Source organism: Pseudomonas sp. JAI115 (genome assembly GCF_014200835.1).
Taxonomy (GTDB): Bacteria; Pseudomonadota; Gammaproteobacteria; order Pseudomonadales; family Pseudomonadaceae; genus Aquipseudomonas; species Aquipseudomonas putida_A.
The window spans coordinates 18,609-44,207 of record NZ_JACHCY010000016.1 but is presented as its reverse complement, the minus strand read 5'-3'; the positions used below and the strand labels follow the sequence as shown (position 1 = coordinate 44,207).

Below are 25,599 nucleotides of genomic sequence, written 5' to 3'. Positions count from 1 at the left end.
GGCGCTGCAACGAAAGCGTAATCGACGCTCATTAAGGTGGCTGCCAAAACCAAGCAGGGAGCCTGATGTGAGCCTATTAGAAGAAAACCAATCGACTGACCTGGAAAAGATGGTCGGCCTCAGCCGTCGCGGCTTCATCAGCGCCGGCGCGCTGTGCGGTGCCGCCATGTTCCTCGGCGGCAACCTGCTCAGCCGCAGCGCGCTGGCCACCGGCATCAGCGCCGGCAACAGCCGCCTGCTCGGCTTCGAGAGCATTCCCGCCGCGACCACCGACGTCATCAGCCTGCCCAAGGGCTACAAGTCTTCGGTGCTGATCAGCTGGGGTCAGCCATTGCACAAGAACGGCCCGGCGTTCGACCCGAGCGGCAATGGCACCGCCGCCGCTCAGGAAGTGCAGTTCGGCGACAACAACGACGGCATGAGCCTGTTCGAATTCCCCGACGACCGAAACCGCGCGTTGATGGCGATCAACAACGAATACACCAACTACCGCTACCTCTACCCGCACGGCGGCATGCCGCAATCGGCCGAAGACGTGCGCAAGGCGCTGGCCTGTGAAGGCGTGTCGGTGATCGAAGTGCAGCGCAGGAACGGCCAATGGCAGTTCGTCCAGGGCTCGCGCTACAACCGCCGCATCCACGGCAACTCGCCGCTGCGCATCAGCGGCCCGGCGGCCGGTCACGAGTTGATGAAGACGGCCGCCGACAAGCACGGCAAAAAAGTCCTCGGCACCTTCCAGAACTGCGCCAACGGCAAGACGCCGTGGGGCACCTATCTGACCTGCGAAGAAAACTTCACCGATTGCTTTGGCAGCAGCAACGCCCAGCAGCAGTTCGATCCGGCGCAAAAGCGCTACGGTGTCTCTGCCGCCAGCCGCGAGATCAACTGGCACCCGTTCGACCCGCGCTTCGACATGGCCAAAAATCCCAACGAACTCAACCGTCACGGCTGGGTGGTCGAGATCGATCCGTTCGATCCGCAATCGACCCCGGTCAAGCGCACCGCCCTCGGCCGCTTCAAGCACGAAAACGCCGCACTGGCCGAGACCGATGACGGTCGCGCCGTGGTGTACATGGGCGACGACGAACGCGGCGAGTTCATCTACAAGTTTGTCAGTCGCGACCGCATCAACCACCGCAACGCCAAATCCAACCGCGACATCCTCGACCACGGCACCCTGTACGTGGCCAAGTTCGACGCCGGTGACGGCAACCCTGATCACCCGAAAGGCCAGGGCCAGTGGATCGAACTGACCCACGGCAAGAACGGCATCGACGCCAGCAGCGGTTTCGCCGATCAGGCCGAAGTGCTGATCCACGCCCGCCTCGCCGCCAGTGTGGTCGGCGCCACGCGCATGGACCGCCCGGAATGGATCGTCGTCAGCCCGAAGGACGGCCAGGTCTATTGCACCCTGACCAACAACGCCAAGCGCGGCGAAGACGGGCAGCCGGTGGGTGGGCCGAACCCGCGCGCGAAGAACGTCTACGGGCAGATCCTGCGCTGGCGCACCGACCGCGACGATCATGCGGCGAAAACCTTCGCCTGGGACCTGTTTGTGGTTGCCGGCAACCCGGGTGTACACGCCGGCACGCCGAAGGGCGGTTCGTCGAACATCACCCCGCAGAACATGTTCAACAGCCCTGATGGTCTTGGCTTCGACAAGGCCGGGCGCTTGTGGATTCTCACCGATGGCGATTCGAGCAACGCCGGTGATTTCGCCGGGATGGGCAACAACCAGATGCTCTGTGCCGATCCCAAGACCGGCGAGATTCGCCGGTTCATGGTCGGGCCGATTGGTTGTGAAGTCACCGGGATCAGCTTCTCGCCGGATCAGAAAACCCTGTTTGTCGGGATTCAGCATCCTGGCGAGAACGGCGGTTCGACCTTCCCCGAGCATCTGCCGAATGGCAAGCCGCGTTCATCGGTGATGGCGATTACCCGTGAGGATGGCGGAATAGTCGGCGCCTGATAAATCGCTTTCGCGAGCAGGCTCACTCCTACAAGGAAATGCGTTCCAACTGTAGGAGTGAGCCTGCTCGCGATGGCGTCAGCACAGACACCAACCAACTCTCCCGCTGCCATCTGCGCTACCATGCTGGGCCGGACGCGGCAGCCTGCTGCGCGCAGGAGTCAGCATGGCCCACCCGTTTGAAACCCTCACACCCGATCTCGTACTCGATGCCGTCGAAAGCATCGGGTTTCTCAGTGATGCACGCATTCTGGCGCTCAACAGCTACGAAAACCGCGTCTATCAGGTCGGTATCGAAGATTCCGAACCGCTGATCGCCAAGTTCTACCGTCCGCAGCGCTGGACCAACGCAGCCATCCTCGAAGAACACCAGTTCACCTTCGAACTGGCCGACGTCGAAATCCCGGTGGTGGCGCCACTGATCCACAACGGCCAGACCCTGCACGAACACGCCGGTTTCCGTTTCACCCTGTTTCCGCGTCGCGGCGGCCGTGCGCCGGAGCCGGGCAATCTCGATCAGTTGTATCGTCTCGGCCAGTTGCTCGGACGTATTCATGCGGTCGGCGCGACCAAGCCGTTCGAACACCGTGAAGCACTGGGCGTACAGAACTTCGGCCATGCCTCGCTGGCGACGTTGCTTGAAGGCAACTTCATCCCCAAGAGCCTGCTGCCGGCCTACGAGTCAGTGGCCCGCGACCTGCTCAAGCGGGTCGAAGACGTCTACGCCGCCACGCCCCACCAGAACATCCGCATGCATGGCGACTGTCACCCCGGCAACATGATGTGCCGCGATGAAATGTTCCACATTGTCGACCTCGACGACTGCCGCATGGGCCCGGCCGTGCAGGACATCTGGATGATGCTCGCCGGCGACCGTCAGGAATGCCTCGGGCAACTGTCGGAACTGATGGACGGCTACAACGAATTCCACGACTTCGATCCCCGTGAACTGGCGCTGATCGAACCGCTGCGCGCCCTGCGCCTGATGCACTACAGCGCCTGGCTGGCACGACGCTGGGACGACCCGGCGTTCCCGCACAGCTTTCCTTGGTTTGGTACGGAACGGTATTGGGGCGATCAGGTGCTGGCGCTACGTGAACAACTGTCCGCGCTGAATGAAGAGCCACTGAAACTCTTCTGATTCACCACAAACCTTTGTGGGAGGGGGCTTGCTCCCGAAGGCGGTGTGTCAGGCAATTATTCTGCTGCTGATACACCGCATTCGCGAGCAAGCCCGCTCCCACATTTGGCCAGTATTCACAAATTCAAAACTCATTTGCCAACAAATCTCCTTACAATCCCTGCTTTGTCAGCTGCCTAAGCAAGGATTCTGCATGCAAGCCGCCAACCCGCGTCGCGGGTACATTCTGGGCCTGAGTGCCTACATCATCTGGGGCCTGTTCCCGATCTACTTCAAAGCCATCGCCGAAGTCCCCGCTGTCGAGATCATCATTCACCGCGTGTTGTGGTCGGCACTGTTCGGTGCGCTGTTGCTGATGGTGTGGAAGCATCCGGGCTGGTTGCGCGAGTTGCTCGACAACCCCAAGCGTCTGGCGATTCTGGCCCTGAGCGGCACCTTGATTGCGGCCAACTGGCTGACCTATGTGTGGTCGGTGAACAACGGGCGCATGCTCGAAGCCAGCCTCGGTTACTACATCAACCCGCTGGTCAACGTGCTGTTGGGGATGCTGATTCTCGGCGAACGCCTGCGGCGCATGCAGTGGATTGCGGTGGGGCTGGCAGCCGTCGGCGTGGCGCAGCAGGTGTGGCAGGTCGGCAGTCTGCCGTGGGTATCGCTGGTGCTGGCGCTGACCTTCGGCTTCTACGGTTTGATCCGCAAACAGGCGCCGGTCAAGGCCTTGCCGGGGCTGGTGGTGGAAACCTGGATGCTGGTGCCAATTGCCGTGGCCTGGCTGCTGTTCAACCAGACCGCCACCAGCGCACAACCCGAGTTCTGGACCACCTCGCAAGCCTGGTGGCTGGTGGCGGCGGGTCCGGTGACGCTCATCCCGCTGGTGTGTTTCAACGCTGCCACCCGTCATCTGCCCTACACCACCATCGGTTTCCTCCAGTACACCGCGCCAACCCTGGTGCTGCTGCAGGCGGTGCTGCTGTTTGGTGAGCATTTGTCGTCGAGCACGCTGATCGCGTTCATCTTCATTTGGGCCGGTCTGGCCGTTTACAGCGTCGATGCGGTGATCAGTTTGCGTCGGCGCAGCTGATCAAAAAACGCACAAAGCTTCGCAGGCCACGGTTCTCGTGGCCTGCAACGTTCCTTCCCAAGGTTATCCACAGCGTGATCCCCGCCGTTTGTGCGCAAGTCACTGAATGTTGGCGATTTTTTGATCAGCTCGCTACAGGCCACGGCCGACGTGGCGCTGCGCCCGGTCTCTACAGGTTATCCACAGGCAGGTGCACGTTAAAACTGGATAACCCGGCGCCGGTTAAACGTCTGTGCGTAACACCAGTTCGACCATCAGATCATCGGCCAGGGTTTCCAGGCGCGATTGCAGCACATCCAGCGACAGGGTCAGCGGCACCGCGAGAATTGCTTCAGCGTGGAATAACGGCTCGCTGCTCATCGGTGCCGGGCGCACTTCGGTCACCAGCCGTTCGAGGTTCACCCCCTGCTCGCTGAGCAACCGGGTGATGTCGCGCACGATGCCCGGGCGGTCATTGCCCACCAACTCCATGGCGATCGGTTTCCAGGTGCAGGACTGCTCGATACCACTCTCCGCGATCAGCACGCGAATGCCCTGTGCCGACAGCGCTTGTAGGGAATCGACTAATTCGTCGTAAGCCTCCGCCGGTACGCCCACTCGCAGAATCCCGGCGAACTGCCCGGCCATCCGTGACATGCGGCTTTCCAGCCAGTTACCGCCATGTTCGGCGATGCATTGGGCGATGCGCTCGACCTGCCCGGGCTTATCCGGAGCAAACACAGTGAGTACGAGATGGTCCATGGCGCCGCCCTCTTGTCATGACTTTTGTTATAGAAAGGCAAGTATAGGCAAGGGTTTGATTCAGCTCATGCAGCAGACCTGTGTCTTGGTTTTGGATGCAACCTGTGGCGAGGGGATTTATCCCCGATCGGTTGCGCAGCAGCCGTAAACCCTGTCAGCTCGGTCTACCTGTCAGCGCGCAGGGGGGGGCGGCTTCGCCACCCATCGGGGATAAATCCCCTCGCCACAGCAGTGTGCACCGCAGGGGGATGCCATAGCAGTCAGAAAGGATTTATGTGTACAACTTTTTATATTTAGCTGGAACAATCCGATGGTTTTTTGAGAACATCCCGTTCCGCGACGTGACCGCAATGCGTCATGAGGTCGCAGAACGACGTTATTAGTCTGATTTTCACAAGCGCAACGCATCATGTAGTATGCCTCGGCGCGCACTACATAACGCTGGATCGATGTCTGCCCAAGGCATGTTCGCAACCCTGAAAGCCCCGTCAGCAAGGCCCCCAAGCCGTTGATTGGTCCCAGCCCAGCCGCCAGCAATGGCATGTACTGGTCGGAAGGTTTGTGGTTTAAATGGCCAGAGGCTTCATTGTCAAAATTGAAGAGCTGAAAAGCGAAATAGCTGAGCAGAGTGAGGCAAGCAATGACTGAACACGTTCAAGTCGGTGGCCTGCAGGTCGCCAAAGTCCTGTTCGACTTCGTGAACAACGAAGCCATTCCCGGTACCGGCCTCACCGCCGAAAAATTCTGGGAAGGTGCCGACAAGGTCATTCATGACCTGGCGCCGAAGAACAAAGCCCTACTCGCCAAACGCGATGACTTCCAGGCTCGTCTTGATGCCTGGCATCAGGAGCGTGCTGGTCAGGCGCACGACGCCGTGGCCTACAAAGCCTTCCTGCAAGAAATCGGTTATCTGCTGCCAGAAGCGGCTGATTTCCAGGCAACGACGCAAAATGTCGATGATGAAATCGCCCGTACCGCCGGCCCGCAACTCGTGGTGCCGGTGATGAACGCCCGCTTCGCCCTCAATGCCTCGAACGCCCGCTGGGGTTCGCTGTACGACGCCCTCTACGGCACCGACGCGATCAGCGAAGACGGTGGCGCGGAAAAAGGCAAAGGCTACAACAAGGTGCGTGGCGACAAAGTCATCGCCTTCGCCCGTGCGTTCCTCGACGAAGCGGCGCCCCTGGCCGCTGGCTCCCACGTCGACTCGACGGCTTACAAGATCGTTGACGGCAAACTGCTGGTCACCCTCAAGGGCGGCAGCAACACCGGCCTGCGTGACGATGCTCAACTGATCGGCTTCCAGGGCCCGGCAGACGCGCCGATCGCGATCCTGCTGAAGAACCACGGCCTGCATTTCGAAATCCAGATCGACGCCAGCACCCCGGTCGGCCAGACCGATGCCGCCGGCGTCAAAGACATCCTGATGGAAGCGGCACTGACCACCATCATGGACTGCGAAGACTCCGTGGCTGCCGTCGATGCCGACGACAAAGTGGTGATCTACCGCAACTGGCTCGGCCTGATGAAGGGCGACCTGTCCGAAGAAGTCGCCAAGGGCGGCCAGACTTTCACCCGCACCATGAACCCGGATCGCACCTACACCAAGGTCGATGGCAGTGAACTGACCCTGCACGGTCGCTCGCTGCTGTTCGTGCGTAACGTCGGTCACCTGATGACCATCGACGCGATCCTGGACAAACACGGCAATGAAGTGCCGGAAGGCATTCTCGACGGTCTGGTGACGTGCCTCGCGGCGATGCACAACCTCAACGGCAACACCTCGCGCAAGAACACCCGCACCGGCTCGGTCTACATCGTCAAACCGAAGATGCACGGCCCGGAAGAAGCGGCGTTCACCAACGAGTTGTTCGGTCGCATCGAAGATGTGCTGGGCCTCAAGCGCAACACCCTGAAAGTCGGGATCATGGACGAGGAGCGCCGCACCACGGTCAACCTCAAAGCCTGCATCAAGGCTGCCAGCGAGCGCGTGGTGTTCATCAACACCGGTTTCCTCGACCGTACCGGCGACGAAATCCACACCTCCATGGAAGCCGGCCCGATGGTGCGCAAGGCCGACATGAAGGCCGAGAAGTGGATCGGCGCCTACGAGAACTGGAACGTCGATATCGGTCTGAACACCGGCCTGCAAGGTCGTGCACAAATCGGTAAAGGCATGTGGGCGATGCCCGACCTGATGGCGGCGATGCTCGAACAGAAAATCGCTCACCCGCTGGCCGGTGCCAACACCGCCTGGGTGCCGTCGCCGACTGCGGCTGCGCTGCACGCGCTGCATTACCACAAGGTCGACGTGTTCGCCCGTCAGGCCGAACTGGCCAAGCGTGCCCGTGCTTCGGTGGACGACATCCTGACCATTCCGCTGGCAGTCAACCCGAGCTGGACGCCGGAGCAGATCAAGAACGAACTGGACAACAACGCCCAGGGCATTCTCGGTTACGTGGTGCGCTGGATCGACCAGGGCGTGGGTTGTTCGAAAGTGCCGGACATCAATGACGTCGGCCTGATGGAAGACCGTGCGACGCTGCGGATCTCCAGCCAGCACATCGCCAACTGGCTGCGCCACGGTATCGTCACCGAAGCGCAAGTGATGGAAAGCCTCAAGCGCATGGCGCCAGTGGTTGACCGGCAGAACGCCAACGACCCGCTGTACCGTCCGCTGGCACCGAACTTCGACAGCAACATCGCCTTCCAGGCGGCAGTCGAACTGGTGATCGAAGGCACCAAACAGCCGAACGGCTACACCGAGCCGGTTCTGCACCGTCGTCGTCGCGAGTTCAAGAAGGCCAACGGTCTGTAACCTGTGCTGACTGCCGGACATGAAAAAGCCCTGATCTTGCGATCAGGGCTTTTTTGTTGGCCGCTAAAATCTAACAACCACTGGAGATCCATTGTGGGAGCGGGCTTGCTCGCGAAGACGGACTCACATTCAACATTAATTTCGACAGAAAGGACGCATTCGCGAGCAAGCCCTCTCCCACAGGGGGGGACGGTGTCGCTTGAGAGTCAGGGATCAATGCCCAATTCGTGTTTGACCAGGCCCAGCAACTTCACCGTATCAATCGGCTTGAGCAGAAAGTCCACCACGCTCAGGTGCATCGCGGCGATGGCGTCCTTCACATCGGCATCGCCGGAAACAATGATGATTGGCATCGCCGCCCTCGCCGACTCTCGCACCTGACGAATCAGGTCCAGCCCGTCGACATGGCCCATCCGCAGATCGGTGATCACCAGGCCGATCGAAGGTTTTTCCTCGATCATCTTCAGCGCGGACTCGCCACTGGCCGCCGTCATGCAACGAATGCCGTCCAACGCGAGTATCTCCGACAACAGCTCCCGGGCGTCCTCGTCGTCATCGACGATCAGAACACGCTGCGGCGGCAAGTCGGGTTCGAGCATTACTGCGCTGAGCGCTTCACGCTCGGCGTCGCTCAAAATATCGTGGTCGGACATGGCATTCTCTACGTTTTCAATTCAGTCACCTGGCACAGTCGTCAGACATCGCTAAGCAGAGCTTCAATGTGCACTTCGTCGGATTTTTTTCCAAGTGGCTGGCGGGGGAATTTCCGACTGTTTTTGTAGGGCACTTCCTAAATGTGCCGAACGGCAGCCCAAACCTAGACTTACGTCCAATGGGCACCCCGCGCGCAGGGGCCGACCATGGCTGCAACGATCCGACAACAACAATTCGAAAAAGACTGCGGTAATGGTTATGAGTAAAGCGGACGCCTTCACCCAGGCAGGGAAAACCGCGGTGTTGCAGAACATTCAGGGCACTCTGCAATTCCTCCAGCGCTTCCCGCCCTTCAATCAGATGGAACACGCCCACCTGGCTTTTCTGGTGGAACAATGTCAGTTGCGTTTTTACGGCCAGGGCGAAAGCATCATCAAGCCCGCCGACGGGCCGGTCGAATATTTCTACATCGTCAAACAGGGCCGGGTGGTCGGCGAACGCCAGCACATCACCCGGCCCGGCACTGAAACCACCTTCGAGATCACCACCGGCGAATGCTTCCCGCTTGCCGCGCTGATTGGCGAACGGGCGACCCGCACCGAGCATCTGGCCAGCGAAGACACCTTCTGCCTGCAACTGAACAAACCGGCGTTCATCAAGCTGTTCGCCCTGTCCAACAGCTTCCGCGATTTCGCTTTGCGCGGGGTCAGCAGCCTGCTCGATCAGGTCAACCAGCAAGTCCAGCAAAAAGCCGTGGAAACCCTCGGCACCCAGTATTCGCTGAACACCCGCCTCGGCGAATTGGCGATGCGCCATCCGGTGACTTGCAGCCCCGACACACCGTTGCGCGAAGCGGTGAAGCTGATGCACGAGCAACAGGTCGGCAGCATCGTCGCGGTGGATGAGCACAAGGCGCCGCTGGGGATTTTCACCCTGCGTGACCTGCGCGAAGTGGTCGCCAATGGCAGCGGTGATTTCAGCGAAACCATCGAGCGGCACATGACCTGTTCGCCGTTCTTTCTGTCGCCCGATCACAGCGCTTTCGACGCGGCGATTGCCATGACCGAACGGCACATCGCCCACGTTTGTCTGGTCAAGGATCAGCGTCTGTGTGGCGTGGTTTCCGAGCGTGATCTGTTCTCGCTGCAAAGGGTCGATCTGGTGCATCTGGCCCGGACCATCCGCAGTGCCCAGCGCCTTGAGCAACTGGTGAGCCTGCGCGGCGAGATCGGCCAACTGGTCGAACGCATGCTTGCCCACGGTGCGTCTTCGACGCAGATCACCCACATCATCACCCTGCTCAACGACCACACCGTGTGCCGGGTGATCGAGCTGACCCTCGCCGAAAAAGGCGACCCCGGCGTACCGTTCAGTTGGCTGTGTTTCGGCAGCGAGGGCCGGCGCGAACAGACGCTGCACACCGATCAGGACAACGGCATTCTGTTCGAAGCGCGGGACGCGGCGCACGCGGCGGAGATTCGCGGCAAGCTGCTGCCGATCGCCCAGCAGATCAACCAGAGCCTGGCGCAGTGCGGCTTCAGCCTGTGCAAGGGCAACATCATGGCCGGCAACCCTGAGCTGTGCCTGTCCCGAGCAGAATGGGCGCGGCGCTTTGCAGCATTTATCCGCGAGGCGACGCCGGAGAACCTGCTCGGTTCGAGTATCTATTTCGACCTGCGGGTGGTGTGGGGCGACGAGAAAGGCTGCGCGCAACTGCGCCGGGGGATCCTCGATCAGGTCGGCGACAACCGTTTGTTCCAGCGCATGATGGCCGAGAACGCCCTGCGCAATCGTCCGCCAGTGGGGCGTTTCCGCGAGTTTGTGCTGGCGCGCAAAAACGGCGAGAAAGCCACCCTTGATCTCAAAGTCCAGGGCCTGACGCCCTTCGTCGACGGCGCACGCCTGTTGGCGCTGGCGCATGGCATCGAAACCAACAACACTCTGGAGCGCTTGCGTCAGCTGGTCGAAAAAGAAGTCATCGAACGGCTCGATGGCGCGGCATATGAAGAGGCCTACCACTTCATCCAGCAGACGCGCATGCAGCAGCACCAGATCCAGACCCGTGAGAATCTGCCTTGGTCGAACCGGGTCGATCCCGACAGCCTCAATCATCTGGATCGGCGCATTCTGCGTGAATCCCTGCGCCAGGCCCAGCGTCTGCAAAGCAGCCTGGCTCTGCGGTATCAGCTGTGAGCCTGTTCTCGTGGCTGCGGCCGGCCAGCCCTTTGCTGTCGGCAGACCTGCAACAACGTCTGGCACAACTGCCAACCATCGGCGAACTGAAAGAATGCAGCCTGCGCGAACAGCGCTGGGTGGTGCTCGATCTGGAAACCACCGGGCTGAACCTGAACAAGGATCGCGTGCTGTCGATCGGCGCGGTGGTGATCGAAGACGGCGCAATCGACTTCAGTCAGCAGTTCGAGCGCACCCTGCAATGTCGGGAGCTGAAGCTCAGCCCCAGCGTGTTGATTCATGGCCTGGGGCCGAATGCGATTGCCGCCGGCAGCGACCCGGCCGAGGCGTTGCTGGAGTTCATGGAGTTCATCGGCGACAGCCCGGTGCTGGCGTTTCATGCGCCCTTCGATCAACACATGCTCGGACGCGCATTGAAGGAACACCTGGGTTACAGGCTGCAGAATGTGTTTCTGGATGTCGCGCACATGGCGCCATTGTTGTGCCCACAGGCGAACATCCGCGAGGCCGGGCTGGATGAGTGGATCGACTGGTTCAAGCTTGAGGTGTTCGAGCGGCACAACGCGAGTGCCGATGCGCTGGCCACGGCGGAACTGGCGTTGATCCTGTTCAGCCGGGCGCGGCAGCAGCAGATTCATAGTCCGTTGAACCTGCAACAGCGCTTGAGTCAGTGGAAACGTCGTCAGCAGGCGCCTTCCTTCTAGATCTTCGGTGCCGGTACTGGCCTCTTCGCGAGCAAGCCCGCTCCCACACTGGGATGCATTCCCCCTGTGGGAGCGGGCTTGCTCGCGAAGAACGATGATGCGGTCTTCCTGATACCACCCGACCAGTGGCCAATTGCTAACCATTCCCACCTCTGCGAGAATCGCGAACAATTCTCGTTGGTTAACATTTCCCAATCGGTGCGTCTGGTGTCGTCAGTCCCAAGCCCTCACAGTGAACTCGTCGGTGCGTTGTATCGCGACCATCGCGGTTGGCTGCTGAGCTGGTTGCGGCGCAATGTGGCTTGCCCGCAACGGGCCGAAGACCTGAGCCAGGACACCTTCGTGCGTTTGCTCGGTCGCGATGAATTGCTGACGCCGCGCGAACCCCGGGCGTTTCTGGTGGCGATCGCCAAGGGCCTGCTGTTCGACTACTTCCGCCGCGCCGCGCTGGAGCAGGCCTACTTCACTGAATTGATGCTGATCCCCGAAGGCGAACAGCCTTCGGTGGAAGAACAGCAACTGATCCTCGAAGACCTCAAGGCCATCGACCGCCTGCTCGGCAAACTGTCGACCAAGGCCCGCGCCGCTTTCCTGTATAACCGCCTCGACGGCCTCGGCCATGCCGAAATCGCCGAGAAGCTTGGCGTCTCGGTGCCGCGCGTGCGGCAGTATCTCGCGCAAGGCATTCGCCAGTGCTACATCGCCCTGTACGGTGAGCCGACATGAATCCGGCCAGTTCCAAACCGGTCTCGGCTCAGGTGCTGGACGCGGCGATTGCCTGGCAGTTGTCGCTGGATTCCGGCAGTCCGCTGGAGCGCGAAGAGTTCGCCAAGTGGCACGCGGCCCATGAAGAACACGCCCGCGCCTGGCGCCAACTGGGCATGCTCGATCAGCGCTTCAGCGTCGCCAACGGCCCGGCCCGCGCAGCCTTGCTGCAATCGCGCGAAGGCATTCGACGCCGTGTGCGCAAGCTCGGCAGCGGATTGGCCAGCGTGGTGGCGCTCGTCGGTCTGGCGCTGTTTGCCGGTGATCGCTATCTGCCGCTGGATTACTGGCTCGCCGATCAACGCACCGCCACCGGCGAACAGCGCACGGTGCGCCTGGCCGATGGTACCGTGCTCAATCTCAACACCCACAGCGCGGTGGATGTGCGCTTCGATGCCAGGCAGCGGCTGATCGTATTGCAGGCAGGCGAGATCATGGTCGAGACCGGTCACGGTGATGCGCGGCCGTTCATCGTCGAGACCCGCGAAGGCAGCATGCGCGCGTTGGGCACGCGGTTTCTGGTCAAGCGTGAAGACCAAGGCACACGCTTGAGCGTGTTGCAGTCGGCGGTGGCGGCGCATCCGCAAAGTCATCCTGAAGAGCAGATCCTGCGCGAAGGCCAGCAAGTGCTGATCCGCAATGACGGCCTCGACACGGTCGCCGCGCTCACGCCCGGCGCCGATGCCTGGACCCGCGGCATGCTGGTGGTGGACAACGCGCGACTGGAAGACCTGGTGCATGAACTGGGTCGTTATCGCCGAGGGCATCTGGGCGTCGCGCCGGAAGTCGCTGACCTGCGCATCACCGGCAGTTTCCCGCTGCACGACACCGACAAGGCCTTGAGTGCGCTGCTGCCGACCCTGCCGGTGCAGATCGAGCGGCATACACCGTATTGGGTCACGGTGGCGAAGGCTGATACCAAGCCTTAAAAAATTCGTTGTCAGGGAAATAGCTATCGCGAGCAGGCTCACTCCTACAGTAGGAATGCGTTCCCCCTGTAGGAGTGAGCCTGCTCGCGATAGGGCCATCCGCCACACTCGAAAATCCCGAAGCGGCCGCCCCCTTCCAAGTTAATCGAAATTATTTTCATCCAGCCCTATCACTTTTCAATTCTCGTCCGGCACTCAGGCAATTGAGAAATATTTCCATTCAGGAGCCTTCGCATGTCCCGTTCGCTAGACACCTTGTTGCGCCCCAGTCTGTTGGCCATCGCCATTGCCCTCAGCGCGCCGCTGCTCAGCAGCCCGTTGCTCGCTGCTGAACAGGCCTCCAGCGTGCGTGCCTACAACCTGCCAGCGGCGCCGCTGTCGACCACGCTGAACCAGATCGCCAGCCAGGGCGGCCTCGCGTTGTCGCTGAATCCGGCGCTGGCCGCCGGCAAGACCTCGGCGCCGGTCAGCGGTCAGTACGACGCCGCTGGCGCTCTGCGCGCGGCGCTGCAAGGCACCGGTCTGCAACTGGAACAAAGCAGTACCGGCACTTACACCCTGGTTGCAGTGCCGGAAGGGACATTGGCGCTGCCGGAAACCGCAGTGATCGGCGTGGAAAATCTGGAAACCGCCTGGGGCCCGGTCGAAGGCTACACCGCCACCCGCACCGCCGCCGGCACCAAGACCGACACCGCGCTGGTCGAAGCACCGCGCTCGATCTCCGTCGCCACGCGTCAGCAAATGGACGATCGCAGCGTGCACAGTCTCGATGACGCCGTGCGCTATATGCCGGGCATCACCGCCAGCAGCTACGGCAGCGACACCCGTATCGACTGGCTGCGGGTGCGCGGTTTCGAGCCGACTCAGTTCCTCGACGGCCTGCCGCTGCCCAAGGGCGTATACGCCAACCCAAAGCCTGAAACCTGGAACCTCGACCGCCTCGCGCTGCTGCGCGGCCCGGCCTCTTCCGTCTACGGCCAGACGCCGCCGGGCGGTCTGCTGGACATGGTCAGCCGGCGCCCGAGCGCGGAAGCCAGCAGCGAAATCCAGTTGCAGTACGGCAGCGACAACCATCGTCAGATCAACTTCGCCAGCACCGGCAAGATCGACGACGCCGGGCAGTTTCTCTACGGCATCAGCGGTGTAGTGCGCGACAGCGACACGCAGATCGATCACATCGAGAACAAGCGCTACAACATCGCGCCGAGCCTGACCTGGAACATCGATGACGACACCAAATTCACCCTGCTGACCCAGTTCACCCGCGACGATACCGGTGTCACCAGCCAGTTCTACCCGATTCAGGGCACCAAGATCGACATGCCGTTCGGCAAGATTTCCCATCACAAGAACCTCGGTGATCCGGACTACGACTTCTACGACCGCACCTACTACGCGCTCGGTTATGCCTTCGAGCATCGCCTCAACGACGTCTGGCAGTTCAAGCAGAACCTGCGATACACCAAGTCGGACCTGTCGTTCCAGACCGTGACCGTCAACAGTTACAACACGGAGTACGCCGGGTATACGGTTGACGACCAGGGCAATGTCGGGCGCGGCACCACCAACGTTGATGAAGACATCAGCCAGTTCGCCGTGGACAACAACTTCCAGGCCGACTTCGCCACCGGCGACATCCGCCATACGCTGTTGCTTGGTCTGGATCACCAGCGCAGCAACACCAATTACACGTCGATCTTCGGCACCGCGCCGGACATTAACGTCAACAACCCGATCTACGGTCAGCCGATCACCCGTCCAGCACGTTCTTCGGCGTTCTATGACTATGACCAGAAGACCTACCAGACCGGCCTGTACGTGCAGGACCAGATGGCCCTCGACCAGTGGCGCCTGACCCTCGGCGGGCGTGAAGACTGGGTGCACACCGGCACGCAGTTCATCAACAAGGGCGACGCCACCAACACCCAGCGCGACAAGGCGTTCAGCGGCAACGCGGCGCTCAGCTACGTGTTCGACTCGGGCTTCGTGCCGTACCTGTCGTACGCCGAATCCTTCCAGCCAACCAGCGGCGCCGATGCCACCTCCACCGGTTCGCTCAAGCCGACCGAAGGCAAGCAATGGGAACTGGGCATCAAGTACCAGCCGCCGGGCAGCAAGACTCTGCTGAGCGCTGCGGTGTATGACCTGACCCAGAAGAACGTCGCGGTCAACAGCATCGTCAACAACGTGACCATCACCAGCCAGACCGGTGAAGTGAAGGTCAAAGGCCTGGAGCTGGAAGCGGTTTCCGACGTCACCGATAACCTGAAAGTCATCGCCGCCTACACCCTGGCCAAGTCCGAAGTGCAGAAAGGCGTGGACAAGGGCAATCGCCTGCAACTGATGCCTAACCAGCAAGCTTCGCTGTGGACCGACTACACCTGGCACAGCGGCGTACTCGACGGTTTCGGCATCGGCGGTGGCGTGCGTTACACCGGCAACACTTACGGCGACAAGGCCAACACCTGGCTGGGCAAGTCGGACGCCTACACCGTGTTCGACGCCTCGGTGCATTACGACCTCGGTCGCCTCGACAACAGCCTCAAAGGTGCGTCGCTGGCAATTAACGCCACCAACCTGTTCGACAAGGACTACATCTCTACCTGCGACGGCTACTACTGCTACTACGGTGACCAGCGCAGCGTCATCGCCAGCGCCACTTACAAGTGGTAAGCGCGTGAGCTGAACCAGGTTCTGTCACCAGGCCGTCCCCCGTGGACGGCTTCGGTGTTTTTGAAGGTCATGAAATGAAAAGTAAAACAATTCGCCGCTGGTCGTTCATCCACACCTGGACCAGCCTGATCTGCACCGTGTTTCTGCTGCTGTTGGCATTGACCGGTCTGCCGCTGATCTTTCATCACGAAATCGAGCACCTGCTCGGCGATGCCCCGCAAGTGCGCGAAATGCCCGCCGACACGCCGCGCCTGAACCTGGCGCAACTGGTCGAGGCCGCAGAAAAACATCGCCCAGGTGAAGTGGTGCAGTACTTCGGTTTCGAAGACGACGAACCGAACGCCGTGCTGACGATCATGGCGAAAACCGCCGGCACCGAACCGAACTCGTCGCACACCTTCATGCTCGATGCGCGCACCGGTGAAGCGTTGGAAACCCCGTCGGCCAATGGCGGGCTGATGCTGTTCATCTTGCGCCTGCACGTCGACATGTTTGCCGGGCTGCCGGGCAAGTTGCTGCTGGCGTTCATGGGTCTGCTGTTCGTGGTCGCGATCATCTCGGGTACGGTGCTCTACCTGCCGTTCATGCGCCGCTTGCAGTTCGGCACCGTGCGTCAGGACAAGTCCACCCGCCTGCGCTGGCTCGACCTGCACAATCTGATCGGCGTCGTTACCCTGACCTGGGCCTTGGTGGTCGGCGTCACCGGAGTGATCAGCGCCTGCGCCGACCTGCTCATCGCCGCGTGGCGCAATGACACGCTGACCGCCATGGTCGCACCCTATCGCGATGCCCCGCCGCTCACTCAACTAGCCCCGGCCACCCGCCTGCTCGACATCGCCCGCGAGGTGGCGCCGGGCATGAACCCGGATTTCATCGCTTTCCCCGGCACGCGGTTTTCCAGCGAGCATCATTATTCAGTCTTCATGAAGGGCGGCACGCACCTGACCTCGCACCTGCTGACGCCGGTGCTGATCGACGCCAGCACCCTACAGGTCACCGCTGTGGCCGAGCGCCCGTGGTACATGGACGCCATGGGCATGTCGCAGCCGCTGCACTTCGGCGACTACGGCGGCATGCCGATGAAGATCCTCTGGGCAACCCTCGACGTGCTGACCATCATCGTCCTCGGCAGTGGCGTGTATCTGTGGGTGGTACGGCGTAAAGCGGCGAAACCGGTGACGGCGGAGGCTGCTGCATGAAGCCGCGTCAGTCGAGTTTCTGGAAAGTGTTCAGCACCCCGCTGGTGATAGCGCTGCTGAGTGCGGCGGGGCTGTTCGCGGCGTTGTTGGGGGATGGAATCTGGGATGCGTTGAGCTGGGTCGGGCTGGGTGTGCCGGCGTTTCTGGCCGTAAGAGGCTTGCTGCCGCGCGAGTGATTTTTGTGCTGCCTGACAGGGCCTCTTCGCGAGCAAGCCCGCTCCCACAGGGGATTTGTGAACGAAACAGATCCAGTGTGGGAGCGGGCTTGCTCGCGAAGGCGGCCTGATGAACACCAGCAAATCCCTCGCCAGCCGCTCTGTATCTGACTAGGCTAATCTCCTGCTCTTCGATGACCACCGAGGTTTGCCAATGTCCGCCCCCAGCATGACCCTGTTCCACAACACGCTCTCCCCGTTCGTGCGCAAAGTGATGGTGCTGCTGCACGAGACCGGCCAGCAGGATCGCGTCGCCCTGCAAGACTGCGTCCTCACCCCGGTCAGCCCGGACGCTGCGCTCAACGCCGACAACCCGCTGGGCAAGATTCCGGCCCTGCGTCTGGCCGACGGCAGCGTGATCCATGACAGCCGCGTGATCCTCGAATACCTCGACCAGCAACACGTCGGCAATCCGCTGATCCCCCGCGAAGGAGCGGCCCGTTGGCGGCGTCTGACCCTGGCCTCGCTGGCCGACGGGATCATGGACGCCTCGGTGATGGTGCGTTACGAACTGGTGCTGCGCGCCCCGGAAAAGCACTGGGACGAATGGCTCGACGCCCAGCGCGAGAAAATCCGCCGCGCCCTGGCCTATCTGGAAAGTGACGCCATCGCCGAGCTGACCAGCCACTTCGACGTGGCCGCCATCAGCGTCGCTTGCGCACTGGGCTACATCGATCTGCGTCATCCGGATCTGGACTGGCGCAGCGCCAATCCGCAACTGGCCAACTGGTATTTCGAGGTGAGCCAGCGACCGTCCATGGTCGCCACCATGCCCAAGCCTTAAGGCTGCGGCGCCTGACCCGGCCCCTTCGCGAGCAGGCTCGCTCCCACATTGGAATGCGTACTCCTGTGGGAGCGACCCTGCTCGCGAAGGCACCAACTCGCATCCACAGGCAGAAACCCGACAATCCGCGTCACCAACTCTTCCTTCCAGCGCTGATCCTCCCGCAACCCGCTCATTGCATCGCCCCCACATCAAACGCCAGCGGCTTGGCCGGTTTCTGCCCGATCCCGTACCAGTCGAGTTTGCGCGTCAGCACCATGAACACCCCGAGCAGGCCGAACAACAGCAGCGAGCCCATCAGCAGCGCGTAATCCTCGGCGCTCAGCAGGCCATACAGCAGGCCATACAACGCCGCCAATCCCGCGGAGAAACTCAGACCGTGACGCACGCTGTGCAGCACGTGGCAGACGTAAAACCCGATCAACAACACACAGCCACTGGCTGACAGCAGATACGCCAGGGCGAAGCCGATGTGTTCCGACAACGACAGCAGCAACAGGTAGAAGAACGCCAGCGCCACCCCGACCAACGCATATTGCACCGGGTGTACTGCCAGACTCTTGAGCACTTCAAACAGGAAGAAACCGGCGAACGTCAGGACGATGAACAACAGCGCATATTTGATCGCCCGATCACTCTTCAGATATTGATCCACCGGATCGATGAAACTCACGCCGAAGCTGCGCCCGTTGAACGCCTCGCAGTCATTGCCCAGCACGCAGCGGTTCATCGCTTCCTGCAGGTTGGTGGAGAAAAACGTGGTCTGCCAATCAGCGCTGAAACCCTGGTCACTGATCTCGCGTTTGCCCGGCAGGAAGTTGCCGACAAAACTGGGGTGCGGCCAGTTGGCGGCAAGACTGACGTGACTGCTTTTGCCCACCGGCAACACCTGCAACGAACCGGTACCTTGCAGACGCAGGTCGAAACCGAAGGTCAGCTCCGTGGCGTTGCGGGTATCCAACACCGGCAGCGTGACCCGCACACCTTCGCCGAGCCAGCCGACCTGGGTACCAGGCACGAAGTCCAGGCGTTGGCCATCGAGTTCCAGTTTCAGGGCGTTTTCGATGCCGCGAATATCGCTGATGCCCACCGCCAGAAACGGCGCGTCGAACTGGTAATCGGCAAAGTCTTCTTTGATCCCCAACTGCGCCGGCAACGAGAAATGCCCATTGATGCGATTGTCGGCATGGAACAGTCGCGCCTCGTAAATACCGCGATTGCGCAGCTCGGTCTGCACCTGGCCGTCGAGTTCGAAACGCTCCGGCAGAAAGTACAGCCGACCGCGCTCTTCACTTGGCTCGTCGTAGCGCTGGTTGGTTTTGTCGTTGAGCTTCCAGTTGTGAATCACTTTGCGATACGGCACCACCATCACCGGCCCGCTCAGTTGCTGGCTGTTACTGGAGCTGCGAGCGATATCTTCGAGCACGCCGTCGCGCCGTTGCTGGCGATCATCGATGATGCCGTCGATCATCAGCAGCGGTATCAGCAACAGCAGGATCAGCAGGGCAATCGCCCCGAGCTTTATGGTCAGATTCTTGTTCATGGGACTCTCCCTGTTTGGATGGGCAGAGTCTGCTGTTGATGTATGAGGGGAATGTGGGGGGAATATGGAGATTGTGTGGAGACTGCACCGGCCCCTTCGCGAGCAAGCCCGCTCCCACAGTTGATCTTTGGTGTGACCGGGACCTGTGTTTCAACACATCCCCCCTGTGGGAGCGGGCTTGCTCGCGAAGGCCGCGACTCGGTCTCAGGACAAGCGCAATGTCACTTCCACACCGCTCTCGACGTTGCGGATATGCATCGACCCACCATGCAACTTCACCACCTCTTCAACAAAGTTCAGCCCCAACCCGGTGCTCTTGCGCCCAGTGTCCGGGCGCGGCAGCGAATAAAATCGCTCGCTTAAGCGCGGCAGGGCGTACTCGGGAATCGCCGTTGCTTCGTTGAACAAGCGCAACTCGACCTGCTCCCCCACGCGCTCGGCACTGAAGCGCAGCAGCCCGGCGACCGGGGTGAAATCCAGCGCATTCTCCAGCAGATTGCCCAACGCCTGACGCAACAGAAACGGCTCGCCGATCAGCAACAGATCCGACGCAATCGTCTGCTGGACCTTGAGCCGCCGGCCTTCGATGCGCGCTGCCTGCGCCCGCAACAATTCATCAACCAATGCCGCCAGCGGCACCGCCACGCGCTCCTCAAGACCCTGCCGCTGTTCCACCTGAGCCAGATTCAACAGCCGCTCGATCAACTGCTGCATCCGTGCGCTTTCGCTGTCGATGTTGCCGACAAAGCGCAGGCGCTGAATCGCTGGCATCTCGTCCTGCAGCAATTCCGCCGCACCGCGAATCGCCGCCAGCGGGCTTTTCAATTCATGGGTCAGGGTGTGCACGTAGCGTTCGACGTAAGCCTTGCCTTCGAGCTGGGTGCGCATCTGCTCCACCGCTGTGGCCAGTTGTTCCAGTTCGCCGCCACGGTAATGCGGCACTTCCACTCGCCGGCCTTCGCTCACCGCCTGCGCATACCCGGTCAAACGGTGCAGCGCGCGGCTCAGCCACCACGACAGCAAAGCGCCGAACAGCAGACCGAGGCCGATCAGCCCGGCACCGTAAAACAGCAAACGCCGCTCAGTGCGATCGACATAAGGCTGCAATGAGCTGTTGGGTTTGGCCACGGTAACCACGCCGATGATCCGGCCGTTGTCGCGGATCGGCGCACCGACGTGCATCACCGAGGAGTTCGCATCATTCGGATCGCTGCGGCTCGAACGAGCGCCGTACTCACCACGCAAAGTCAGGTAGACGTCGTTCCAGCGCGAGTAATCCTGACCGACCGCCACGCCGCTGGAATCCAGCACCACGATGCCTTTGGCGTCGGTGACGTAGATGCGGTGGTTGACCTGGTTTTTCGGCAAACCCCAGATCGTCGCCTGTGGTTGACGCTCGCCGTAGGCCCGCAACAATTCGGGCCAGCGGTTCTCGCTGAGCGTGCCGGCCTTGAAATCATCACGGAGAATTTCCGCCATCAGGTTGGCGGTGTCGACCAGGGTTTCTTCGGTGGACTGGCGCACGCCCGGGCGGATTTCTTCCATCACCGTGTTGAGCACGAAGTAACCGGTCAGGCCGATAAACAGCACATACACCAGAAAAATCCGCAGCCCCAGCGACATCAGCTGTGCCCCGGGCTGTAGCTGTAACCGAGGCCGCGATGGGTCTGGATCGGCTCGGCATCGGCCCGCACCAGGCGCAATTTGGCGCGCATGCTTTTGATGTGGCTGTCGATGCTGCGCTCGTAACCGGCGTCGGCGGCAACCCCCAGCGCATCGAGCAATTGCTCGCGGCTGAACACCCGCTGCGGTTGTTCGAGCAGGCATTGCAACAGGCGAAACTCATGACGGGTCAGGCTCAACGGCTGTCCCCGATAGACGATCTGCACACGCTCGGCATCGATGCGAAACAGCGTCGAGGACGCTTCAACCGCAGGACGCGGCGCCATGCGCTTGAGAATCGCCCGTACCCGCGCGGCGACTTCCCGTGGGCTGAACGGCTTGACCACGTAATCGTCGGCGCCGATCTCCAGCCCCACCACCCGATCGATCTCGGCGTCCCGGGCACTGAGAAACAGCACCGGCACTTCACTGAAGCGCCGCAGCTGTTTGCAGGTTTCGAAACCGCTGATGTCCGGCAGGCCGATATCGAGAATGATCAAGTCAGCCGGGGTCTGCCGTTGAAACTCCAGCGCCGCCGCGCCGAGGCTCAGCCACGTGGTAGCGAACCCCTCGCCCTGCAGGGCAAAAATCAGCGTGTCGGCAATCGCCGCTTCGTCTTCGACAATCAGGATATGAGGCATGGCGTCCGAGCCCATGGGTTAAGTGCGCGAACGGTGCCCCAAGCCTGACCTTACGTCAATGAGACCACTTAGCAGTCCGGCTTGTCGGCGGTGAAACGCCGCGCCGGGTTCACCGCTGCGCCAAACTCGCGCAAGGCCTTGGCACCGATCAGCAGCGGGTAGTTGAAGTTGCTGCGGTCGGTCAGGTTGACCTCAACGGTACGCTTGACGTTGCCCAGGCACAGTTCCAGATCGACCACCGGGCGCTTGGCGACTTCGGTGCTGTCACCCTCGTCCTCTTCATCCGAGCGGCTCTTGATCTTGCTGATCCGCGCGACCTTGTGTTCGTAGACCTTGTTGCTGGCATCCTTGGTGCCGAGGCGGAAACGCACCCAGTTCTCGCCGTCGCGGGTGAAAGTCTCGATGTCCTTGGCCGACAGCGAGGCGGTCAGCGCGCCGGTGTCCATCTTGGCCTTGAGCACCTCACCACCGATTTCCGGCAGCGCGATGTATTCGTAACGCCCGTACAGGGTCGGCTCGGCGGCCATGACCGGCAGGGCGACGAGGGCAAACAGTGCAAGGAGGGATTTCACGTAGAGGGCTTCCTTGGAAAATGAGGGTGTCAGACGCGAGATTTTAGACAGCCGGCGAGCAATTGGTTCGCTGGAGTCCGCCTTCGCGAGCAAGCCCGCTCCCACAGGGGATCCGGGATCTGTTGGAGATGGCATGCACACTGAAGATCCACTGTGGGAGCGGGCTTGCTCGCGAAGAGGCCAGCCCTGCCAACACGGTAATCAGCTCCAGCATAGCCAGCCAAAAGTGAAACATTCGTCACCATCGATTTGGCCTGTCACCCGAAGCCACTTATCATGGCGCGCCCATCCGCCTTCATAGAGTTGCTTATGCGCCGCCTGCTCACCGGCTGTTTCGTCACCCTGCTGCTGTTGCTCAACACCCTGATCCTGATCGGGCCGTTGCTGGTCTTTGCCCTGCTCAAACTGATTGCGCCCGGGCGCTGGCGCGATTACGCCTCGTGGGCGGTGATGTGGATTGCCGAGACCTGGGCGGAAATCGACAAGCTGATCTTTCGCCTGTGCATCCCCACCCAATGGGACATTCGCGGCGGCGCAGACCTGCGTGGTGACACCTCGTACCTGGTGGTCAGCAACCACCAGTCGTGGGTCGACATTCCGGCGCTGATCCAGACTCTCAACCGGCGCACACCGTTCTTCAAGTTCTTCCTCAAGAAAGAGCTGATCTGGGTACCGTTTCTGGGGCTGGCGTGGTGGGCGCTGGATTACCCGTTCATGAAGCGCTACAGCAAGGCGTTTCTGGCGAAGCATCCGGAGCTGGCGGGCAAGGATCTGGAGATCACCAAACAGGCCTGCGAGCTGTTCAAACGCCAGCCGGTGACGGTGGTGAATTATCTGGAAGGCACCCGCTACACCGCGGCGAAAAGCGCGCAGCAGCAGTCACCGTTCAAGCACCTGCTCAAGCCCAAGGCGGGTGGCGTGGCGTTTGTTCTGGCAGCGATGGGCGAACAGCTGGATGCGCTGCTCGACGTGACCGTGGTTTATCCACAGCAGAAGATTCCGGGGTTCTGGGATCTGATCAGCGGCAGCGTGCCGCGGGTGATTGTCGACATCCAGACCCGCGAACTCGACCCGGCACTGTCGCAGGGCGATTACGAAAACGATCCGCTGTTTCGCCAGCAGGTCCAGAACTGGGTCAACCAGCTCTGGACCGAGAAGGATCAGCGCATCAGCGAACTGCGCGGCGAGCGCGGCTGAATCAGCTACCGGTGCCGGCGCCCCAGATGCTGCCCAGGCTCTGCAGCAGCGGGCCGCCGACGCCCTGATCACCCAGATACTTGAGCAGCACCGGGGCAAACTGGCCGACCATGCCGCTGTCCATGCCCAACGCACCGAAGGCATTGTTCAGGTCGTTGGTGTCCTTGACGTTGCCCAGCGCGTTTTCCAGCCCGGCCGACTTGCCCGACGAGCCGAGCAACCCGCTCAACGCCGCCAGGTTGCCGCTGCCGCCCGACAGTTTGTCGATGCCCGGCACTTCTTTGGCCAGCTGCGAATAATCGGTGCTGCTCAACTGATTCTTGGCCAGGCCGAGCATGGCGCTGGTGCCACCGACGGCTTGCTGAGGCGTAACACCGAGACCGGTAACGGCTTGCAGCAAACCGGCGGTTTCCGAGGTCGGCGCGGCGGCGGTGGCAGCGTTGCCACCCTGCATGCTTGCAGCCGCTTTGGTCACGTCGTCCAGACTGAAGCCGGCAAACACCGGGCTCGCTGCAAGGGTCATCAGTGAAGCCAAGGCAATACCGCGTGAAATCTTCATTCAGACATCCTCTTGCGCTGTGGTAACCGCCCGTCTATGAGCGGCAAAACTGCCGGTTTGACCGGGTTTCAGCCAGCATGTTCCTCGCCGACGCATCCATTTTCAGCATAGCCACGTATATAAAACGTGAAACCGCGGATAACCCGAGATGAATGGCACAAGCGCCGTCGCTGAACTAGCCTGTGAACAGCCCGAGCACCGCCCTCGTCGCCCGCCCATTGCCTGGAGAGCCGTCATTTCCATCGCCGACCCCGATCAGTTGCGCCAGCTGTTGGCCCAGTGCTCACTGGGCGACCGCGGTGCATTCGAAACGCTCTATCGCAGCGTTGGCCCACGCCTGCACGGCGTGGCCCTGCGCTTCATGGGCCGGGCGGATCTGGCCGAGGAAGTGCTGCAGGAAAGCTTCGTGCGGATCTGGAATAACGCCTCGCGCTACGAAGCCCACTTGTCGGCGCCGCTGACCTGGATGATCAACATCACCCGCCATCAGGCCATCGACCAATTACGCAAACAGCGCGAACGGCCGCTGACCGACTTCGAACAGGACACCCTGCCGGACGATGGCCCTTCAGCCCACGACCTGTTGAACAGCAGCCGCGAAGCCAGCGCGCTGCACCGTTGCCTGGACACCCTCGACGGCATGCAGCGCCAGTCGATCAGCGTCGCCTACTTCCAGGGCCTTTCCTGCTCGGAACTCGCCGAACACCTGGCGGCACCGCTGGGCTCGGTGAAGTCGTGGATTCGTCGCGGCATGGAGCGTCTGCGCAGGTGCCTTGAATCATGAACTACCAGACCCCTGCCCTGCGCCGCGCCCTCGCTGCCGATTACGCCATCGGCCTGATGTCGTCGGCGGCGCGTCGGCGTTTTGAACAATTGCTGCTGGATGACGCAGCACTGCGAAGCGAGTTGGCGCAGTGGCAGGAGAGCCTCGCCAGCCTTACCGAAACGCTGCCGGAGCACCCGGTGCCGGATCGGGTGTGGCAAGGCATCACCGCGCGGATCGAGCCGCAAGTGCTGCACGTCCCGGAAAAACGTCCGTTCTGGAACTGGCTGCGCGTCAGCGTCGCTGCCTGTTCGATCGTGGTGCTGGTGTTCCTCGGCTCGCTGTACAACCGCGACGACGCCCGCTACCGCGCCACCTTGCTGAGCGCCGACACGCAGCCGGCACTGAAGGTCGAGGCGCATGCGGATTATCTGCAAGTCGAACCGCTGACTTTGGCGGCAGTCGGGCCGGATCGCAGCCTGGAACTGTGGGCGATACCGGCGGACGGCAAGCCGATTTCGCTGGGGGTGATTCCTGCAGGCGGCAAAGGCAAGGTTGAACTGAGCGCGGCGCAGAAAGTCTTGATCGGCCAGCCGATTGCGCTGGCGGTGAGTCTGGAACCGAAGGGCGGCTCGCCGACCGGGCAGCCGACCGGGCCTGTGCTTTACCAGGGCGCTTTGGCAGCCCTCTGATTGCAAAAATCAAAAGATCGCAGCCTTCGGCAGCTCCTACATCGATCCCTGTAGGAGCTGCCGAAGGCTGCGATCTTTTGATCTAAAAAAAAGGCGACCCGTGG

22 protein-coding genes are annotated in these 25,599 nt (G+C 61.5%); 15 read left to right on the top strand and 7 right to left on the bottom strand.

Annotation, left to right across the window (positions count from 1 at the left end; genetic code table 11):
- The first annotated feature begins 67 nt into the window (after positions 1 to 67).
- The 3 genes from HDC30_RS24715 to rarD all read left to right on the top strand — a co-directional run bounded on the left by HDC30_RS24715 (position 68) and on the right by rarD (position 4,191).
- Positions 68 to 1,969, top strand: coding sequence for a PhoX family phosphatase (locus HDC30_RS24715; protein ID WP_183785537.1), 1,902 nt, complete (start codon positions 68 to 70; stop codon positions 1,967 to 1,969).
- Between the two features lie 166 nt (positions 1,970 to 2,135).
- Positions 2,136 to 3,110, top strand: coding sequence for a serine/threonine protein kinase (locus HDC30_RS24710; protein ID WP_183785535.1), 975 nt, complete (start codon positions 2,136 to 2,138; stop codon positions 3,108 to 3,110).
- Between the two features lie 193 nt (positions 3,111 to 3,303).
- Positions 3,304 to 4,191 carry an EamA family transporter RarD gene (gene rarD, locus HDC30_RS24705; RefSeq protein WP_095137447.1) on the top strand — a complete coding sequence of 296 codons (888 nt, stop codon included), beginning with the start codon at positions 3,304 to 3,306 and terminating at the stop codon, positions 4,189 to 4,191.
- A gap of 222 nt (positions 4,192 to 4,413) precedes the next feature.
- Here rarD and HDC30_RS24700 read toward each other — a convergent pair whose 3' ends face one another.
- Positions 4,414 to 4,932, bottom strand: coding sequence for a glycine cleavage system protein R (locus HDC30_RS24700; protein ID WP_007966538.1), 519 nt, complete (start codon positions 4,930 to 4,932; stop codon positions 4,414 to 4,416).
- A 640-nt stretch (positions 4,933 to 5,572) separates the two neighbouring features.
- Between HDC30_RS24700 and HDC30_RS24695 the strand changes: the two genes are divergently transcribed.
- The gene (locus HDC30_RS24695) at positions 5,573 to 7,750 is read left to right on the top strand and encodes a malate synthase G (RefSeq protein WP_183785533.1); all 2,178 of its coding nucleotides are present in this window, start codon (positions 5,573 to 5,575) and stop codon (positions 7,748 to 7,750) included.
- A gap of 206 nt (positions 7,751 to 7,956) precedes the next feature.
- Here HDC30_RS24695 and HDC30_RS24690 read toward each other — a convergent pair whose 3' ends face one another.
- Positions 7,957 to 8,403, bottom strand: coding sequence for a response regulator (locus HDC30_RS24690; RefSeq protein WP_183785531.1), 447 nt, complete (start codon positions 8,401 to 8,403; stop codon positions 7,957 to 7,959).
- A 259-nt stretch (positions 8,404 to 8,662) separates the two neighbouring features.
- Here HDC30_RS24690 and HDC30_RS24685 point away from each other — a divergent pair, with 259 nt between their 5' ends.
- The 8 genes from HDC30_RS24685 (at position 8,663) to HDC30_RS24650 (ending at position 17,866) form a co-directional block, all read left to right on the top strand.
- Entirely contained in the window at positions 8,663 to 10,597 is a 1,935-nt protein-coding gene (locus HDC30_RS24685) for a putative nucleotidyltransferase substrate binding domain-containing protein (RefSeq protein ID WP_311662532.1), read from the top strand.
- Complete coding sequence (locus tag HDC30_RS24680; protein ID WP_027610679.1) at positions 10,594 to 11,301, top strand: PolC-type DNA polymerase III; 708 nt, start codon at positions 10,594 to 10,596, stop codon at positions 11,299 to 11,301. The genes HDC30_RS24685 and HDC30_RS24680 overlap by 4 nt, the downstream gene beginning before the upstream one ends.
- 207 nt (positions 11,302 to 11,508) lie before the next feature.
- Positions 11,509 to 12,027 carry an RNA polymerase sigma factor gene (locus HDC30_RS24675; protein WP_183785591.1) on the top strand — a complete coding sequence of 173 codons (519 nt, stop codon included), beginning with the start codon at positions 11,509 to 11,511 and terminating at the stop codon, positions 12,025 to 12,027.
- Positions 12,024 to 12,995: a FecR domain-containing protein gene (locus tag HDC30_RS24670; protein ID WP_027610677.1), complete on the top strand. Its 972-nt coding sequence runs from the start codon at positions 12,024 to 12,026 to the stop codon at positions 12,993 to 12,995. The genes HDC30_RS24675 and HDC30_RS24670 overlap by 4 nt, the downstream gene beginning before the upstream one ends.
- Positions 12,996 to 13,229: 234 nt before the next feature.
- Positions 13,230 to 15,668, top strand: coding sequence for a TonB-dependent siderophore receptor (locus tag HDC30_RS24665; protein WP_183785527.1), 2,439 nt, complete (start codon positions 13,230 to 13,232; stop codon positions 15,666 to 15,668).
- A 74-nt stretch (positions 15,669 to 15,742) separates the two neighbouring features.
- Entirely contained in the window at positions 15,743 to 16,867 is a 1,125-nt protein-coding gene (locus HDC30_RS24660; protein WP_183785525.1) for a PepSY domain-containing protein, read from the top strand.
- Positions 16,864 to 17,043: a hypothetical protein gene (locus HDC30_RS24655; protein ID WP_183785523.1), complete on the top strand. Its 180-nt coding sequence runs from the start codon at positions 16,864 to 16,866 to the stop codon at positions 17,041 to 17,043. The genes HDC30_RS24660 and HDC30_RS24655 overlap by 4 nt, the downstream gene beginning before the upstream one ends.
- A 193-nt stretch (positions 17,044 to 17,236) precedes the next feature.
- Positions 17,237 to 17,866 carry a glutathione S-transferase gene (locus HDC30_RS24650; RefSeq protein ID WP_183785521.1) on the top strand — a complete coding sequence of 210 codons (630 nt, stop codon included), beginning with the start codon at positions 17,237 to 17,239 and terminating at the stop codon, positions 17,864 to 17,866.
- Positions 17,867 to 18,038: 172 nt separating this feature from the next.
- On the opposite strand, the gene creD is transcribed toward HDC30_RS24650, so the two are convergent.
- The 4 genes from creD to HDC30_RS24630 form a co-directional block, all read right to left on the bottom strand.
- On the bottom strand, positions 18,039 to 19,409 hold the full coding sequence (gene creD, locus HDC30_RS24645; RefSeq protein ID WP_183785519.1) for a cell envelope integrity protein CreD: 1,371 nt from the start codon (positions 19,407 to 19,409) through the stop codon (positions 18,039 to 18,041).
- A gap of 204 nt (positions 19,410 to 19,613) precedes the next feature.
- Positions 19,614 to 21,032 carry a two-component system sensor histidine kinase CreC gene (gene creC / locus HDC30_RS24640; RefSeq protein WP_183785517.1) on the bottom strand — a complete coding sequence of 473 codons (1,419 nt, stop codon included), beginning with the start codon at positions 21,030 to 21,032 and terminating at the stop codon, positions 19,614 to 19,616.
- Positions 21,032 to 21,712: a two-component system response regulator CreB gene (gene creB / locus HDC30_RS24635; RefSeq protein ID WP_183785515.1), complete on the bottom strand. Its 681-nt coding sequence runs from the start codon at positions 21,710 to 21,712 to the stop codon at positions 21,032 to 21,034. The genes creC and creB overlap by 1 nt, the downstream gene beginning before the upstream one ends.
- A 68-nt stretch (positions 21,713 to 21,780) precedes the next feature.
- Positions 21,781 to 22,284, bottom strand: coding sequence for an ATP-dependent zinc protease (locus HDC30_RS24630; RefSeq protein ID WP_007962587.1), 504 nt, complete (start codon positions 22,282 to 22,284; stop codon positions 21,781 to 21,783).
- Between the two features lie 309 nt (positions 22,285 to 22,593).
- Here HDC30_RS24630 and HDC30_RS24625 point away from each other — a divergent pair, with 309 nt between their 5' ends.
- Positions 22,594 to 23,481 (top strand): acyltransferase, encoded by an 888-nt coding sequence (locus HDC30_RS24625; RefSeq protein WP_096797580.1) that lies wholly within the window; start codon positions 22,594 to 22,596, stop codon positions 23,479 to 23,481.
- Between the two features lies 1 nt (position 23,482).
- On the opposite strand, the gene HDC30_RS24620 is transcribed toward HDC30_RS24625, so the two are convergent.
- Positions 23,483 to 24,040 (bottom strand): DUF2780 domain-containing protein, encoded by a 558-nt coding sequence (locus HDC30_RS24620; protein WP_135296719.1) that lies wholly within the window; start codon positions 24,038 to 24,040, stop codon positions 23,483 to 23,485.
- 148 nt (positions 24,041 to 24,188) lie between these two features.
- Here HDC30_RS24620 and HDC30_RS24615 point away from each other — a divergent pair, with 148 nt between their 5' ends.
- Entirely contained in the window at positions 24,189 to 24,824 is a 636-nt protein-coding gene (locus tag HDC30_RS24615; protein ID WP_183785513.1) for an RNA polymerase sigma factor, read from the top strand.
- Entirely contained in the window at positions 24,821 to 25,495 is a 675-nt protein-coding gene (locus HDC30_RS24610) for an anti-sigma factor domain-containing protein (RefSeq protein ID WP_183785511.1), read from the top strand. Before HDC30_RS24615 ends, HDC30_RS24610 begins: the two co-directional genes overlap by 4 nt.
- The last annotated feature ends 104 nt before the right edge of the window (positions 25,496 to 25,599 follow it).

What these genes read in the sequence shown, in the direction of transcription:
- HDC30_RS24615 (WP_183785513.1), top strand. Translation starts at nt 24,189, where the DNA reads ATGAATGGCACAAGCGCCGTCGCTGAACTAGCCTGTGAACAGCCCGAG.
- HDC30_RS24610 (WP_183785511.1), top strand. Translation starts at nt 24,821, where the DNA reads ATGAACTACCAGACCCCTGCCCTGCGCCGCGCCCTCGCTGCCGATTAC.
- HDC30_RS24625 (WP_096797580.1), top strand. Translation starts at nt 22,594, where the DNA reads ATGCGCCGCCTGCTCACCGGCTGTTTCGTCACCCTGCTGCTGTTGCTC.
- HDC30_RS24665 (WP_183785527.1), top strand. Translation starts at nt 13,230, where the DNA reads ATGTCCCGTTCGCTAGACACCTTGTTGCGCCCCAGTCTGTTGGCCATC.
- HDC30_RS24700 (WP_007966538.1), bottom strand. Translation starts at nt 4,932, where the DNA reads ATGGACCATCTCGTACTCACTGTGTTTGCTCCGGATAAGCCCGGGCAG.
- HDC30_RS24670 (WP_027610677.1), top strand. Translation starts at nt 12,024, where the DNA reads ATGAATCCGGCCAGTTCCAAACCGGTCTCGGCTCAGGTGCTGGACGCG.
- HDC30_RS24695 (WP_183785533.1), top strand. Translation starts at nt 5,573, where the DNA reads ATGACTGAACACGTTCAAGTCGGTGGCCTGCAGGTCGCCAAAGTCCTG.
- HDC30_RS24655 (WP_183785523.1), top strand. Translation starts at nt 16,864, where the DNA reads ATGAAGCCGCGTCAGTCGAGTTTCTGGAAAGTGTTCAGCACCCCGCTG.
- HDC30_RS24660 (WP_183785525.1), top strand. Translation starts at nt 15,743, where the DNA reads ATGAAAAGTAAAACAATTCGCCGCTGGTCGTTCATCCACACCTGGACC.
- HDC30_RS24710 (WP_183785535.1), top strand. Translation starts at nt 2,136, where the DNA reads ATGGCCCACCCGTTTGAAACCCTCACACCCGATCTCGTACTCGATGCC.
- HDC30_RS24620 (WP_135296719.1), bottom strand. Translation starts at nt 24,040, where the DNA reads ATGAAGATTTCACGCGGTATTGCCTTGGCTTCACTGATGACCCTTGCA.
- HDC30_RS24650 (WP_183785521.1), top strand. Translation starts at nt 17,237, where the DNA reads ATGTCCGCCCCCAGCATGACCCTGTTCCACAACACGCTCTCCCCGTTC.
- HDC30_RS24690 (WP_183785531.1), bottom strand. Translation starts at nt 8,403, where the DNA reads ATGTCCGACCACGATATTTTGAGCGACGCCGAGCGTGAAGCGCTCAGC.
- creD (WP_183785519.1), bottom strand. Translation starts at nt 19,409, where the DNA reads ATGAACAAGAATCTGACCATAAAGCTCGGGGCGATTGCCCTGCTGATC.
- creB (WP_183785515.1), bottom strand. Translation starts at nt 21,712, where the DNA reads ATGCCTCATATCCTGATTGTCGAAGACGAAGCGGCGATTGCCGACACG.
- rarD (WP_095137447.1), top strand. Translation starts at nt 3,304, where the DNA reads ATGCAAGCCGCCAACCCGCGTCGCGGGTACATTCTGGGCCTGAGTGCC.
- HDC30_RS24685 (WP_311662532.1), top strand. Translation starts at nt 8,663, where the DNA reads ATGAGTAAAGCGGACGCCTTCACCCAGGCAGGGAAAACCGCGGTGTTG.
- creC (WP_183785517.1), bottom strand. Translation starts at nt 21,032, where the DNA reads ATGTCGCTGGGGCTGCGGATTTTTCTGGTGTATGTGCTGTTTATCGGC.